Source organism: Massilia sp. SYSU DXS3249, from assembly GCF_053668055.1.
In genome coordinates this window covers 55,453-69,486 of the sequence record NZ_JBSIPX010000016.1, presented here as the reverse complement: position 1 = coordinate 69,486, position 14,034 = coordinate 55,453, and the positions used below count along the sequence as shown (strand labels likewise).

At 67.9% G+C, this 14,034-nt stretch carries 10 protein-coding genes; 7 read left to right on the top strand and 3 right to left on the bottom strand.

All coding sequences use genetic code 11. The annotated features are described in order from the left end of the window. Nucleotides 1-8 precede the first annotated feature (8 nt). Nucleotides 9-2,702, top strand: a complete 2,694-nt coding sequence (locus tag ACWCIA_RS17800; protein ID WP_454165387.1) for an ATP-binding protein — start codon at nucleotides 9-11, stop codon at nucleotides 2,700-2,702. A gap of 10 nt (nucleotides 2,703-2,712) precedes the next feature. Here ACWCIA_RS17800 and ACWCIA_RS17795 read toward each other — a convergent pair whose 3' ends face one another. Beyond that, a complete protein-coding gene (locus tag ACWCIA_RS17795) occupies nucleotides 2,713-3,498 on the bottom strand; it encodes a hypothetical protein (protein ID WP_454165385.1) in 786 nt (261 codons plus the stop codon). A 320-nt stretch (nucleotides 3,499-3,818) separates the two neighbouring features. On the opposite strand from ACWCIA_RS17795, the gene ACWCIA_RS17790 reads away from it, so the two are divergent. Further along, the gene (locus tag ACWCIA_RS17790; protein ID WP_454165383.1) at nucleotides 3,819-4,679 is read left to right on the top strand and encodes a hypothetical protein; all 861 of its coding nucleotides are present in this window, start codon (nucleotides 3,819-3,821) and stop codon (nucleotides 4,677-4,679) included. A 114-nt stretch (nucleotides 4,680-4,793) separates the two neighbouring features. Here ACWCIA_RS17790 and ACWCIA_RS17785 read toward each other — a convergent pair whose 3' ends face one another. Continuing rightward, nucleotides 4,794-5,816 carry an asparaginase gene (locus tag ACWCIA_RS17785; protein ID WP_454165381.1) on the bottom strand — a complete coding sequence of 341 codons (1,023 nt, stop codon included), beginning with the start codon at nucleotides 5,814-5,816 and terminating at the stop codon, nucleotides 4,794-4,796. 49 nt (nucleotides 5,817-5,865) lie between these two features. Beyond that, nucleotides 5,866-6,729 (bottom strand): pirin family protein, encoded by an 864-nt coding sequence (locus ACWCIA_RS17780; protein ID WP_454165379.1) that lies wholly within the window; start codon nucleotides 6,727-6,729, stop codon nucleotides 5,866-5,868. A 119-nt stretch (nucleotides 6,730-6,848) separates the two neighbouring features. Between ACWCIA_RS17780 and ACWCIA_RS17775 the strand changes: the two genes are divergently transcribed. The 5 genes from ACWCIA_RS17775 (at nucleotide 6,849) to ACWCIA_RS17755 (ending at nucleotide 13,879) form a co-directional block, all read left to right on the top strand. Continuing rightward, nucleotides 6,849-8,387 carry a dipeptidase gene (locus ACWCIA_RS17775; RefSeq protein ID WP_454165377.1) on the top strand — a complete coding sequence of 513 codons (1,539 nt, stop codon included), beginning with the start codon at nucleotides 6,849-6,851 and terminating at the stop codon, nucleotides 8,385-8,387. Between the two features lie 417 nt (nucleotides 8,388-8,804). Beyond that, entirely contained in the window at nucleotides 8,805-9,899 is a 1,095-nt protein-coding gene (galT, locus tag ACWCIA_RS17770; RefSeq protein WP_454165375.1) for a galactose-1-phosphate uridylyltransferase, read from the top strand. Further along, on the top strand, nucleotides 9,896-10,993 hold the full coding sequence (locus ACWCIA_RS17765) for a M24 family metallopeptidase (protein WP_454165373.1): 1,098 nt from the start codon (nucleotides 9,896-9,898) through the stop codon (nucleotides 10,991-10,993). Before galT ends, ACWCIA_RS17765 begins: the two co-directional genes overlap by 4 nt. Then, nucleotides 10,993-12,090: a galactokinase gene (gene galK, locus ACWCIA_RS17760; protein WP_454165371.1), complete on the top strand. Its 1,098-nt coding sequence runs from the start codon at nucleotides 10,993-10,995 to the stop codon at nucleotides 12,088-12,090. Before ACWCIA_RS17765 ends, galK begins: the two co-directional genes overlap by 1 nt. Continuing rightward, the gene (locus ACWCIA_RS17755) at nucleotides 12,077-13,879 is read left to right on the top strand and encodes a glycoside hydrolase family 2 protein (RefSeq protein WP_454165369.1); all 1,803 of its coding nucleotides are present in this window, start codon (nucleotides 12,077-12,079) and stop codon (nucleotides 13,877-13,879) included. Before galK ends, ACWCIA_RS17755 begins: the two co-directional genes overlap by 14 nt. Nucleotides 13,880-14,034: the final 155 nt, after the last annotated feature.

Below are 14,034 nucleotides of genomic sequence, written 5' to 3'. Positions count from 1 at the left end.
CATCCTGCATGACTGAACCGATGCGCGCCCCATCCTTTGCCGACGGCAGCGAATGCCGGCGTTCGGCCGCGCGCGCCGCTGTCGTCTTGCCGGAGGGCGTGTCCGACGGGCTGCGCGTCGTCATCGACTCGGTCTTCGGGGCGCGCCTGCCGATGTTCGTGGCCTGGGGGCGCGAGCTGCGCATCGTCTATAACGACGCCTGCGCCGCCCTGCTCGGCGACTGCCATCCGGCCGCGTTCGGACAGCCGCTGGCGCAGGTGGGTGTGACCGCCTGGTCCGAACTGGCGCCTTTCGTCGTCGCAGCCTTGAAGGGGGAGGCGGCGCTGCTCGAGGACCGGCGCTTCAACGTTCAGCAGGACGGGCACGAAACCCGGCGTTACGTGACCCTGTCGGCCTCGCCCGTGCACGAAGGCGGCGCCATCGTCGCCGCCTGCTGCATCCTGACCGACACCACCGCGCGCGTGCTGGCCGAACAGCAGCACCGCTTCCACCTGCAGCTGGCCGCGACCCTGCGCGAACTGCTCGATCCGCTCGGGATCATGGAAGCGGCCAGCGCCCTGCTGGGCAAGCACCTGGCCGTGGGCCGCGTCGGCTACGGCGAGATCGACGCCGCCGGCCAGCGCGTCACCGTCGAGCGCGACTGGACCGACGGCACGGTCGCCAGCCTGGCCGGCGAGACCCGGCAGCTGGACTCCTTCGGCCCGGCGCTGATCGAGCGCCTGCGCGCGGGCCTGGTGCTGCGCCTCGACGACATCGCCGCCGATCCGCTGGCCGCGCCCTATGCGGACGGCTACGCCAGCATCGGTGCGCGCGCGATGATCGTGGTGCCGATCATCGAAAGCGGGCGGCTGGCGGCGATCTTCTACCTGCACGAAGCGCAGGCGCGCGACTGGACCGCGCGCGAGGCGGCGCTGGCCGAGGATGTGGCGCGTCATACGCGCGAAGCGGTGCGCCGCGCGCGGGTCGAGGAAACCCTGCGCGACGAATCGCGCATCCTCGAGGTGCTGCACCGCACCGGCCAGGCGCTCGCGTCCACGCTCGACCTCGAGACCCTGCTGCAGGCCATCACCGATGCCGCGACCCAGCTCAGCGGCGCCCAGTTCGGCGCCTTTTTCTACAACGGGCAAGGGGAGGGCGGGGAGCGCATCCGCCCCTACACCCTGTCCGGCGCGCCGCTCGAGGCCTTTGCCCATTTCGACAGTCCGGGGCCGACCGCCATCTTCAATCCGACCCTGCACGAACAGACCGCGGTGCGCAGCGACGACATCACGCAGGATCCGCGCTATGGGCGATCGGGTCCGCACCACGGCATGCCGCAAGGCCACCTGCCGGTGCGCAGCTACCTGGCGGTGCCGGTGGTGTCGCGCTCGGGCGCGGTGCTGGGCGGCCTGTTCTTCGGCCACCCCGAGCCGGGGATGTTCACCGAGCGCACCGAACGCGTCGTGGCCGGCGTCGCAGCCCAGGCGGCGGTGGCGATGGACAATGCCCACCTGTACGAGATCGCGCAGAAGTCGGCGCGCGAGCGCGACGCGCTGCTGCAGAGCGAGCGCGCCGCCCGCGTCGAGGCCGAGCGCCTCTCGCGCATGAAGGACGAGTTCCTGGCGATGCTGGCGCACGAACTGCGCAACCCGCTCGCGCCGATCAGCAATTCGGCGGCCCTGCTGTCGATCCAGTTCCGCGACGAGCCGCGCATCCGCCAGGCGGGCGCCATCATCAGCCGCCAGGTCAAGCACATGAGCCGCCTGATCGACGACCTGCTCGACGTCTCGCGTGTGACGCGCGGGCTGGTGACGCTGCAAGTGAGCCGGGTCGACCTCGCCGATGTGCTGCGCAGCGCCCTCGACCAGGCGCGCCCGCTGATCGAGGAAAAATCGCACCGCATCGACGTGCAGCTGCCGCCGCAGCCGGTCATGGTGCAGGGCGATGCGACGCGCCTGATCCAGGCGGTCGCCAACATCCTCAACAACGCGGCGAAGTACACGCCGCCGGCCGGCACCATCCGGCTGGCGCTCGACGTGCACGAGGAACGCGCGCGCGTGCAGGTGCGCGACAACGGCCTGGGCATGCCGCCCGACCTGCTGCCGAGCGTGTTCGAGCTCTTCACCCAGGGCGCGCGCACGCTGGCGCGTTCGCAGGGAGGCCTCGGGCTGGGCCTGGCGCTGGTGAAGAAGCTGGTCGAGCTGCATGGCGGCACGGTGGCCGCGCACAGCGACGGCGTCGGCCTGGGCAGCGTGTTCACGATCGAGCTGCCGCTTGGCGGCGCGGCCGGCACGGAGGGCGGGCAAGCGGGACTGCCGCACAGCCTGGAACCGGCGGCCTACCGCCCGCTGCGCGTCATCATCGTCGACGACAACGAGGACGCGGCCGACAGCCTGGCCACGCTGCTGCGTGCGCAAGGCCATACGGTGCTGGTCGAGTACACGGCGGCGGCGGCACTGCGGTGCGCGAGCACCGAGCGGCCGGACGCGATGGTGGTCGACATCGGCCTGCCGGACATGGACGGCTACCAGCTGGCGGAGCGCCTGCGCAGGCAGGACGAGACGCGCGATACAGTGCTGATCGCGGCAACCGGCTACGGCGGGGAACGCGACCGCGAACGGGCGCGCGAAGCGGGCTTCGCGCACCACCTGGTGAAGCCGGTCGACATGGCGGCGTTGGTGCGGATACTGCAGTCGGTGGCGAGCAGCCGCGCCGAAAACTGAGGCCCCGCTATCAAGCTTCAGTGAGAGCAGCCATCTGCGCCAGCAGGGTAGCGCGCGCCGCGTCGATCTGCCGCGGATTGGTGCGCGAGGACAGCGCCGCACGCTCCTTCCGACCCAGGAAATAGGCAACCCTCTCCGCATTCGCGCCCGACGGGTGGGGCAGGCCATGCAGGATGCGGTCGCGCCGGATCACGCCTTCGCGCGCCAGCCAGTCCAGTCCTTCGGCGACGCTGCCGCCCATCGGGATGTAGAGCGCGTCCGGCAGCTGCGCCGCTTCCTGCGCAAAGTAGCGCAGCACCGTCTCGCGCAGGAAAGGCAGCTTTGCCATGCCGGGCGTGCCGCTGTAGTTGCGGTCGTCGACGAATACCGGGTGGCGCAGGATGGCGCTGATCTGCACCAGGTGCGCATCCTGGTCGAACAGGGTGGCGCAGCTGTCGATGCCCAGCCAGCGCTGGATGCCGATGGCGTTGAGCAGGGCGACGAAGTTCGGGCGGATGGCGCCGCTGAAGGCGCCCGTCAGGCGCGCCGCGCGCAGCACCTCGGCCTGCGGTGCGCCGCTGGCGAGCTGGCGCTGGGTCTCCTGCATCGCAATCTTCCATTGCACGAAACCGGGCGCGATCCCGACGATGACGATGCGCGCCTGCGGATTGACGTGCTCGAAGGGGATGTAATGCATCGTGAAACGCCCCTCGCGCGCCAGCAGGAAGCGCTCGGGAATGGCGGCCGGCCCGGCGATCGACGCCAGGTCGAGCGCGCCGATCGCCTCCGCGTAGTCGGGAAACAGCAGCGGGGTCATGGTGCCGGTCCCAGCGGGTGTGGGAACAGATACGGGAGCCCGCCACGCGCGTCCCATGCGGCGGCTTGCCGGGGCGGCAAGCATGGCGATGGGAGCGGGCGTGTAAACATAATGAACCGACAAGATAGTTAAATTTGGGAAAATTATAGTTCCTATAACAAACGTCGTAAAGGACTATGTCTCTGCGGGGCGCGAGCGCTGCCATGCTGCCGTTCCCGGCTGTGTGGTGGTAAGCTGGAGGTAGGAATCCGCTTCATTGATGAGGCCGGTTCTGACACACTTGCCCGCGCTTTTTGCCCAGTCCTTACGAGGAGGCCGCCATGCCCCAGGTCGCATTGATCACCGTCCACGGAATGGGCGAAACGCCGCGCGACTATGCGGCCGGCGTGTTCGGGCAGATGCGCACCCGGCTCGGCCCCGCGCTGCGCGAACGGGCCGCCTTTTACTCGGTCTACTACCAGCACATCCTCCAGCGCAACGAGCAAGTCGTGTGGGAGCGCGTCGACGCCGGCAGCGAGGTGCATTACGCCGGGCTGCGCAAGTTCATGCTGTTCGGCTTTGCCGACGCCGCCGGGCTCGAGAACCGCAAGGAAGACCCGGGTTCCGTCTACGAACTGGCGCAGGGCGAGATCGCGCGCGCCCTGCTGGCCGCCCATGCGGCCAACCCCGACATGCCGGTTGTGTTCCTGGCCCATTCGCTCGGCTGCCAGGTGCTCTCCAGCTACATCTACGATGCGCAGAAGGCGCTCGGCGGCGGGCGGGTCGACGCCGGCATCTGGCGCGACATCGATGCCTGGTCGCGCCCCGCGCTGGGACGGCTGCTGAGCGCGCACGAGCGGCACTTCCTGGCCGGCGGCACCTGCAGCGCCCTCGTCACGACCGGCTGCAACATCCCCATCTTCGTCGCCGCCCACAAGGAAATGCACATCAAGCCGATCGCGCCGCCGACGCCGCTGTTTCGCTGGCTGAACCTGTACGACCCGGATGACGTGCTCGGCTGGCCGCTGCAGCCCCTGTCGAACGGCTACCGAACCCTGGTCGAGGACCGCACGATCAATGCCGGGCAGGGCGCGGTGGGATGGATGCTCAAGAGCTGGAATCCGCTGTCGCATAACTCGTACTGGCAGGATGGGGAGGTGCTCGAGCCGCTGGCGGCGATGCTGAGGAGGCTGGTGGCGTAGAGTGATCGGGGCCAATGGCCTCAATTACGGGTTCACCGGACACCTATGGCAATGCGGAATGCAGCGCAACGCGGGACTGTCGCACGACGCGAACGTTACGCGTGGACACGAGTGTCACGCCATTTGCAAGCTGAACACCGACCGGATGTCGCCCGCGAGGGTGCCGCGCGCGTTGCGGATTTCCGGGCGGCGGAAGCGTTCGAGCGCCGCGCGGCTGGCGTCGTCGAGCAGGCCCAATTGATCGAGCACGTTGTAGGTGACCGTGTGCAGGCCGCGGTTGTTGCCGTCGGCGATCTTGATGGCGATGCCGATGCCTTTCGAGCGGATGCCGATCGCCTGCACGGCGTCAGCGCCGATCTTGGCGACCCAGTCGCCGCGGCCGGCCGTCATCAGCACCAGGTCGCTGCGCTCGGTGCCGGAGACCATGTCCGGGCGGCCGGTCATGGCGTCGAACAGGGGGCCGAAGGCGCTGCCGTAGCGCGCGTCGGCTGCTCCCTGGCCGAGGCGCGCGAACAGCTGCGCAAGCCCTGCGAGCGGCAGCGCGTAGTTCGGCGCCGAGCAGCCGTCGAGTCCCATCGGCAGCGCGTTTTCAGGCAGGCCGGCGGCGTCGGCCAGCGTACCCCGGATCGCGCGCTGCAGCGGGTGGCCGGGATCGACATAGCCGGCAGTGGGGACGTCGTGCATGCGGCACCAGGCCAGGAAGCCGCTGTGCTTGCCCGAGCAGTTGTGGTGCAGCGGCGTCCACTCGCGGTCCTGGGGCACCGGCAGGCCGTTCGCCTCGTAGTGCAGGGGAACGCCGCAGCCGCATTCGAGGCGGCCGGCGTCCAGGCCGATCTTGCCGAGGATCGAGCGCACGCCCGCCAGGTGCTTTTCCTCGCCCGAATGGCTGGCGCACAACAGCGCCAGTTCTTCCTGCGCCAGCCCGAATTTTGCCGCGCCTTCCGCCAGCAGGAAGGGCAGGGCCTGGAATGGCTTGAGCGCCGAACGGGTGAAGGTCGGGTACTGCGGGTCGCCGGCCCAGGCCAGCAGGCGGCCTTCGGTGTCGACGACGGCGATCGAACCGGCGTGGACGTTCTCGACGACGTAGCCGGAGTCGGGGTAGCCACGGGTGGTGGCGACGAGGGGGACGGCGTGCATGCGGGGTCTCGCGGAAGTTGACTGTCCGGCTACTCTACTCTTTCGATCTCTACATCGGCGCGCCGAAGCGCCCGAGCTGGTAGTCGCGGATGGCCTCCTCGATCTCGGCGCGCGAGTTCATCACGAAGGGCCCGTGCGACACCACCGGCGCGCCGATCGGCTCGGCATGCCCCAGCAGCACCAGGGCGCCTTCCGGCGCCACCACGTCCAGCTCGTCGCCCTCCATCGCCATCTCGGCCAGGTGGAAGGCGGCCACGCGGTCTTCGGCCACGCCGGCCAGCACCGCGCCGCGCACCACGTACAGGAAGACGCTGCGGCGGGCCAGTACCGGCATGCGCAGGCGACCGCCGGCCTGGAATTCCACGGTGCTCATGAAGACGTCCGTCAGCGAGCGCACCGGCCCCGTGCTGCCGCCGAATTCGCCGGACACGAGGTGCATACTCACCCGGCCTTCATCGAGGCGCATGGTGGGGATGTCGTCGCGCTGCAGGCCGGTGTAGGCCGGCTTCGTCATCTTCAGGTGCGGCGGCAGGTTGACCCACAGCTGCAGGATCTCGAGCGGGCCGCCACGCTCCATGAATTCGCGCGGCGAGATCTCGGCGTGAATCAGGCCGCTGCCGGCCGTCATCCACTGCACGCCGCCGGCGCGGATGATGCTCTCGTGGCCGGCACTGTCCTGGTGCGTCAGCATGCCCTCGAGGATGAAGGTGACGGTTTCGAAGCCGCGGTGCGGGTGCGGCCCGAAGGGCAGGCCGCGGTTATGCGGCGGATAGGTTTGCGGGCCATGGTGGTTCAGGAACAGGAAGGGATCGATCTGGTCCAGGTGCCTGCTCGGCACCGGACGCTGGGTGATCAGGTCGCCGATGTCGTCCCGCAGGGCCGGGTGTATCCGGCGCACGCTCTTGATGCTCATGGTTGTCCTTTGTTTGGGAGCTGTCTTCGATGTCGCTACGATAAAGGATTGCGCGTGGATTTGTGCGGCCGGACCCTGTGCTAGACTCGTTGCGCATTTGCAATGGAGACCCTGCAGACATGAAAAAAACGATCCTCGCCAGCCTGCTGCTGGCATGTGCGGTGCATGCCGCGGCCCAGGCGCCTGCGCCGTCCGCGCCTGCCGCCGCCGTACCCAGCCCCGCCGCCGTGAATGCGGCCAAGTACGCCGTCACGACCTACCGCACGAAGGTGGTCGACACGCTCGGAAAGCTGGTCAGCTTCAACACCGTCGCCAACCCTGATGTACCGTCCGACCAGGACCCGCAGCACATCGCCTTCAAGAACTACCTGAAAGCCGAAGCCGGGCGCCTTGGTTTCGATTTCGCCGACCACGGCTGGGTGGTGATCGTCGGCATGGGGCAGGGCAGCGAGCGGGTCGGCATCGTGACCCACGGCGACGTGCAGCCGGTCGACCCGAGCAAGTGGAAGAAGTCGCCCTTCGTGCTCGACCAGACCAGCGAGCCGGGCAAGCTGATGGCGCGCGGCGCCGAGGACGACAAGGGCCCGATCGCCACCGCGCTGTACGCGATGAAGGCGCTGAAGGACCAGCAGCAGCAACTGCGGCTGTCCAAGCGCATCGAGCTGTACGTCTACATGGGCGAGGAATCGAACTGGCAGCCGCTGGTGGACTTCCTGAAAACCCACGAGCCGCCGCAGATGAACATCACGCTCGACGCCGAATACCCGGCGGTAGTCGCGGAAAAGGCGTCCGGCACGATCGCGGTGACGATCCCGAAGGCGGGCGCGCAGGCGGCGCTGGCGGGCGAGCCGCACATCGCCGCCTTTGCGGGAGGCTTCTTCGGCAGCCAGATCCCGGAAGACGCCAGCGCCACGGTCGCCAGCGCGACGCCCGAGCTCGAGAAGCAGATCCGCGCGCGCGGCGCGAAACAGGACGGCATGCGCTACGAATTCGAGTGGAAGGGCAGCGACCTGCTGGTCCGTGCGCGCGGCGTGTCGGCGCACTCGTCGAAACCCGAGGACGGCGTGAACGCGGTCGCCATGCTGGCCGATGCGCTGGCGGTGCGTCCGTGGGCGAACACGACGGCCGGCGGCGTGGTCAACTATCTCAACGAGCTGGTCGGGACCGGGCTGTACGGCGAAAAATTCGGCAACATCGCCTACCGCGACGGCTTCATGGGTCCGATGACGGTGGCGCCGACCGTGATCCGCCAGAAGCCCGAGGGCATCGAGGTGTCGATCAACCTGCGCCGTCCGCAGGGCAAGAGCGTCGAGCAGATCACCAACGAGGTCAACGCGGCGCTGGCGCAATGGCAGGGCCGCAACCTGCCGCTGGCGAACATCTCGGTGCGCACGGGCGAGCCCTGGGTGCGCAAGGACGTGCCGCAGCTTCCGGTGCTGATGAATGTCTTCTCCTACTTCACCGGCGTCAAGGACCCGAAGCCGATCGCCATCGGCGGCGGCACCAACTCGCGCCTGTTCCCGAACGCGGTCAGCTTCGGCCCGGCAATGCCCGGCAAGGTGTACACCGGCCACTCCGAGCACGAGTTCATTACGCTCAAGCAGTTGCTGCTGAACCTGCAGATGTACACGGCGGTACTGGCCGAGCTGGCGAAGTAATCCGTCTTTGTCGTTTTCGTAGGTGGGTACCGTCATCGAAGCCGGGAGCTTCCATGACGGTACCCACCCAACACCCCTCCATGCTTTAAAACTCACAAAATCTTCCCTGCTGAGCTTGTCGGCGGCCTGCTTGCCGGATCGTGTAAATACTTCCAATCGTTTTGTAGGCTTCATCCTACAAGGCCTCAAATTCCCTTCCAGCCGAACACGGCTTTGAAGCACTTTTCATAGGAGAGCCGGCTCTCCACTGCCGGGGCGGCGTCCTGACGCTCCGCTGAGTCATTAACTGTTGGAAAAAACATACATTCTGCTCGGAAAATGCGGCCAAAACACCATGTTAGGATCGTTCCCTAGCCGCGATTCGCGAGGCATCCCTGCCTGCGAGCGTATGTGACCTGCCCGACATTTAAAGATGACATGCACAGCAAAGAACTGACGAAGCCGGACGGAAGACACCTTACTCTCTACAGCAACGAGCCGATTCCGGACGGGATCGAGGCGCCCAGCCCGTTCCCCGATCCGTTGCAGGCCAACCCGCACCTGCGCTGGCATCCGCTGCGCGGCGAGTGGGTCACCTATGCCGGATTCCGGCAGAACCGCACCTTCCTGCCGCCGCCCGAGTACAACCCGCTGGCGGTGACGAAGGATCCCGCCTTCCCGACCGAGATGCCGCAGGGCGACTACGAGATTGCGGTGTTCGACAACCGCTTCCCCTCGCTCGCCCTCACGTCGCACGATCCGCCGCAGCTGACGGTGCCGACGGCGCCCGCCAACGGCCACTGCGAAGTGGTCGTGTTCACCCAGGACCCGAACACGGCGCTGGTGCACCTGCCGCTGTCGCGCATCGAACTGCTGTTCCAGGTGTGGGGCGACCGCACCCGCCGCATCGGCGGCACTCACCACATCCAGTACGTGCTGCCGTTCGAGAACCGCGGCAGCGAGGTCGGCGTGACCCTGCACCATCCGCACGGCCAGATCTATGCCTATCCCTTCGTGCCCCAGGTGCCCGAGCGCATGCTGGCGCAGGAGCGCGAGTACTACCTGCAGCACGGCACCAGCCTGCTGTGCGACATGGCGAAGAACGAAGCGGCCGACGGCCGCCGGGTGCTGTACCAGAACGAGCATGCGATCGCCTTCGTGCCGGCCTGCGCGCGCTATCCCTACGAGGTGTGGGTGATGCCGACCGCGCCCTGCAAGGATTTCGCCAGCCTGACGCCGGAAGCCCGCGCCGGCCTGGCGCGCGCGCTGAAAACCGTGCTGCTCAAGTACGAGAAGATGTGGGACCGACCCTTCCCCTACCTGATGGCCTGGTACCAGGCGCCGACCGATGGCGCCGACCATCCGGAAACCCAGCTGCACGCCCAGTTCTACCCGCCGTACCGCTCGCGCGACCGCCTGAAATACCTGGCCGGCACCGAGCTCGGCGCCGGCATGTTCGCGATGGACGTGCTGCCCGAGAACACGGCGGCCGAGCTGCAGGCGGTGGCGGTGTCGATCGAGGAGGATGCATGAACGGCCCCGAGCGCGCGCAGGAGGCCGGCGCCAAGCTGGCCCTGCTGCGCGGATACCTCGGCAAGCATGGCGCCGTCGCCGTGCGCCTGCGCGGGGTCGACTGGTTTGCCTGGATCACCGCCGGCGGCTCGAATGCGGTGCTGCACACGACCGACACCGGCGTGGCCGAAGTGCTGGTCACGCAGGACGAGGCCGTCGTACTGACGGACGAGATCGAAATGGCGCGTCTGCGCGAGGAGGAGATCCCGGCCGGCTTCACCTTCCACGCTTCTCCCTGGGCCCAGGTCGAGCTGCGCGAACGCTACGTGCTGGGCCTGGCCGGCGACGGACTGGTGCTGTCCGACCGCCCGCACGGCGACGAGCAGCCGCTGGCGAACGGGATGCGCCAGCGCCGCATGGTGCTGCTCGAGTCCGAGCAGGCGCGCTACCGCCAGCTCGGACTTGAGGCCGCCGAGGCAATGACCGCCACCCTGCGCCGCGCGCGTCCGGAATGGACCGAGTACGAACTGGCGGCAAGCGGCGCGGCGGAGCTCTGGCGCCGCGGCATCCACCCGGCGCTGGTGCTGGCGGCCGGCGAACGCCGTTTGCCCTTGTACCGCCATCCGACGCCCACACATGAACGGATCGGAGCGCGGGCGATGCTCGTGTTCTGCGCGCGCCGCCACGGCCTGTATGCCAACCTGACGCGCTGCGTGAGTTTCGCCGGCGAGGGCTCGGCGCCGCAGGACCAGGCGGCGCTGATGGAGGTCGAGGCCACCGGCCTTGCCGCCGTGGTGCCGGGCAAATCGCTGTCGGCGGTGTACCACGCCTTTGCCGCGGCCTACAACCACGCCGACCGGCAGGGCGCGATGGACGAGCACCACCAGGGCGGCATCACCGGCTACCTGGCGCGCGAACTGGTCGCCACGCCCAGCACGGCGACCGAACTGGAGACCGGCATGGCATTCGCATTCAACCCCAGCTTCGCGGGACTGAAGATGGAAGACACCTTCCTCCTCGGCCCGCAGGGGCTGGACAACCTGACCCTGGACCCGCAGTGGCCTGCCGTGACCGTGCAGGGCCGCCAGCGGCCGCTTTGGCTGGAGATAAGCTGATGGTGACGACCGATTCCTTTTTCGGCGGTGCGCCCGAAGTCCACGCTGCGGCGCCGGGACGCGTGAACCTGCTGGGCGAGCACACCGACTACAACGACGGTTTCATGCTGCCGGTGGCCACGCCCCAGCGCACGACGGTGGCCCTGTCGCGCAGCGGCGACGGCAATTTCATTTTCTATTCGAGCACGCTCGACGCCAACGTGACCTTCGCGCCGGACGGCAGCGCCCCGCCGGGCTTCGGCAGCTACATCGAGGGCTGCATCCGCCTGGTCGAGGCCGAAGGCGTAACGGTGCCGCCGCTGCGCGTCTGGGTCTCGACCGACGTGCCGGTGGGCTCGGGCCTGTCCTCGAGCGCGGCGCTGGAAGTGGCGACCCTGCGCGCGCTGCGCGAGCTGCTCGGGTTCGAGCTCGACGACGTGAAACTGGCGCGCCTGGCGCAGCGTGCCGAGATCGAATACGCGCGGGTCAACTGCGGCATCATGGACCAGATGGCGTCCAGCCTGGCCGACGAATCGAACATGCTGTTCATCGACGCGCGCTCGCTCGAACACCGGCTGGCGCCGCTACCGGAGGGCGTCGAGATCATCGTCATCGACTCGGGCATCGCGCGCAAGCTGGCCGGCAGCAAGTACAACGAGCGCCGCGCCGAGTGCGAGGAAGCCTCGCGCAAGCTGGGCGTGAAGGCCTTGCGCGACGTGAAGGACCCAGCCTCGGTCGAGGAGCTGCCCGAACCGCTGCGCCGCCGCGCACGCCACGTGGTGCAGGAAAACCTGCGGGTGCTGGAGGCGGCCGGCGGCGTGCCGGCCGAGCGCTTCGGCGAACTGATGAACGCGTCGCACTTCAGCCTGCGCGACGATTACGAAGTATCCATCCCCGAACTCGATGAGTTGTGCGAGTTGCTGCGCGCGCAGGACGGCGTGGTCGGCGCGCGCCTGACCGGCGCCGGTTTTGGCGGCGCCTGCGTGGCGCTGTGCAAGACCGGCCTGGCCGAAGCCGCCGCCGCCGCCGCGCTTGCCGAATACAACCGGAAGGGCCGCGAAGGCCGCATCCTGATTCCGGTACCGACTGAACGAAAGGAAAATAATGAGTCAGTTTGAATACCCCCGTCCCCAACTGGTGCGCGACAACTGGATCAGCCTGAACGGCAAGTGGCGCTTCTGTTTCGACGACGCGATGCGCTTCAAGCTGCCCGGCGACGTCTCCGAATGGACCCATGAGATCGAAGTGCCGTTCGCGCCCGAGACGGCGATGTCCGGCATCGGCGACACCGGCTTCCACCGCTTCTGTTGGTACGAGCGCGAGTTCACGGTCATGCCCACCGAAGGGCGCACCATCCTGCACTTCGGCGCGGTCGACTACCATGCCCGCGTCTGGGTCAACGGCCAGCTGGTGGCCGACCACGAGGGCGGGCACACGCCGTTCTCGGCCGACATCACCTCGGCCATGCAGGCCGACGGCAAGCAGACGGTGACCGTGTTCGTCGAAGACGACCCGGCCGACCTTGCCAAGCCGCGCGGCAAGCAGGATTGGCTGCTCGAGCCGCACTCGATCTGGTATCCGCGCACGACCGGCATCTGGCAGACCGTCTGGGTCGAGCAGGTCGAGGAGACCTTCATCGCCAAGCTGAAGTGGACCCCGATCTTCGAGACCTTCGAGATCGGCTGCGAGGTGTTCGCGGGCGGCGCGATCCGCGACGACATGTTTGTCGAAGTGAAGATCTGGCACGGCGAACACCTGCTGGCCGACGACCATTACAAGCTGCTCGGCGGCGAAGCGAACCGCAAGATCGCCCTGTCCGACCCCGGCATCGACGACTCGCGCAACGAATTGCTGTGGAGCCCGGAGCGGCCGACCCTGCTCGACGCCGAGGTGACGCTGCGCTGCGGCGACAAGGTGGTCGACCGCATCCGCTCGTACACGGCGCTGCGCGCGTTCGCGATCAACCGCGACCGCCTGATGTTGAATGGAAGGCCATACCAGCTGCGCCTGGTGCTCGACCAGGGCTACTGGCCGGAGTCCTTCCTGACCGGGCCGTCCGACGAGCACCTCAAGCGCGACGTCGAGCTGGCCAAGCTGATGGGCTTCAACGGCGTGCGCAAGCACCAGAAGATCGAGGACCCGCGCTACCTGTACTGGGCCGACAAGCTGGGCCTGCTGGTCTGGGAAGAGATGCCCTCGGCCTACCGCTTCAGCCCGAAGGCGATCACGCGCATGGTGCGCGAGTGGACCGAAGCCATCGAGCGCGACTACAGCCACCCCTGCATCATCGTCTGGGTCGCCTTCAACGAATCCTGGGGCGTGCCGAACCTGACGCTGACGCAGGCACATCGGAATGCAGTGGAAGCCTTGTACCACCTGACGCGCACGCTCGACGCGACGCGCCCGGTGATCGGCAACGACGGCTGGGAAGCCTCGGCGACCGACATCCTCGGCATCCACGACTACGACTGCGATCCGGAAAAGGTCAAGGCGCGCTACGAGGTGAGCGACCCGGTGCGGACACTCTTCGATCAACGGCGTCCGGGCGGGCGTATCCTCACGCTCGACGGCTTCCCGCACCGCGGCCAGCCGATCGTGCTGACCGAGTTCGGCGGCATCGCCTTCGATACCAAGGGCACGCCGGAAGAGGGCACCTGGGGCTATTCGCGTTCGACGACGGCCGAAGGCTTCGAGAACCTGTATGGCGGGCTGCTGAAGGTGGTCAACGAAACCTTCATGTTCGCGGGCTTCTGCTACACCCAGTTCGCCGATACCTTCCAGGAAGCCAACGGCTTGCTGAATGCGGACCGCACGCCGAAGCTGCCGTTCGAAACGATCTGGGCGTTGACGCGCAATACGTCGTCGCCACCACCGAACCAGGGTGGCGGCGTGCCGCTGACCACCTGATCCCTCACGCCGGCTGCGACCGATCGGTCGCAGCCCGAACGCCGCACAGCCTCTGCGTGCGTGTGAAAAAATCCTTCATGGCTGCGTTGCCTGCGTCTGGCGGTACCCGCGTACCCTCTTCGACGATGCGCCGCTTCCTGAGGGTAGTCCCTCAA

Coding starts and splice junctions, on each gene's coding strand:
- ACWCIA_RS17800 (WP_454165387.1), top strand. CDS start 9: ATGACTGAACCGATGCGCGCCCCATCCTTTGCCGACGGCAGCGAATGC.
- ACWCIA_RS17795 (WP_454165385.1), bottom strand. CDS start 3,498: ATGACCCCGCTGCTGTTTCCCGACTACGCGGAGGCGATCGGCGCGCTC.
- ACWCIA_RS17780 (WP_454165379.1), bottom strand. CDS start 6,729: ATGAGCATCAAGAGCGTGCGCCGGATACACCCGGCCCTGCGGGACGAC.
- ACWCIA_RS17790 (WP_454165383.1), top strand. CDS start 3,819: ATGCCCCAGGTCGCATTGATCACCGTCCACGGAATGGGCGAAACGCCG.
- ACWCIA_RS17785 (WP_454165381.1), bottom strand. CDS start 5,816: ATGCACGCCGTCCCCCTCGTCGCCACCACCCGTGGCTACCCCGACTCC.
- ACWCIA_RS17755 (WP_454165369.1), top strand. CDS start 12,077: ATGAGTCAGTTTGAATACCCCCGTCCCCAACTGGTGCGCGACAACTGG.
- galT (WP_454165375.1), top strand. CDS start 8,805: ATGCACAGCAAAGAACTGACGAAGCCGGACGGAAGACACCTTACTCTC.
- ACWCIA_RS17765 (WP_454165373.1), top strand. CDS start 9,896: ATGAACGGCCCCGAGCGCGCGCAGGAGGCCGGCGCCAAGCTGGCCCTG.
- ACWCIA_RS17775 (WP_454165377.1), top strand. CDS start 6,849: ATGAAAAAAACGATCCTCGCCAGCCTGCTGCTGGCATGTGCGGTGCAT.
- galK (WP_454165371.1), top strand. CDS start 10,993: ATGGTGACGACCGATTCCTTTTTCGGCGGTGCGCCCGAAGTCCACGCT.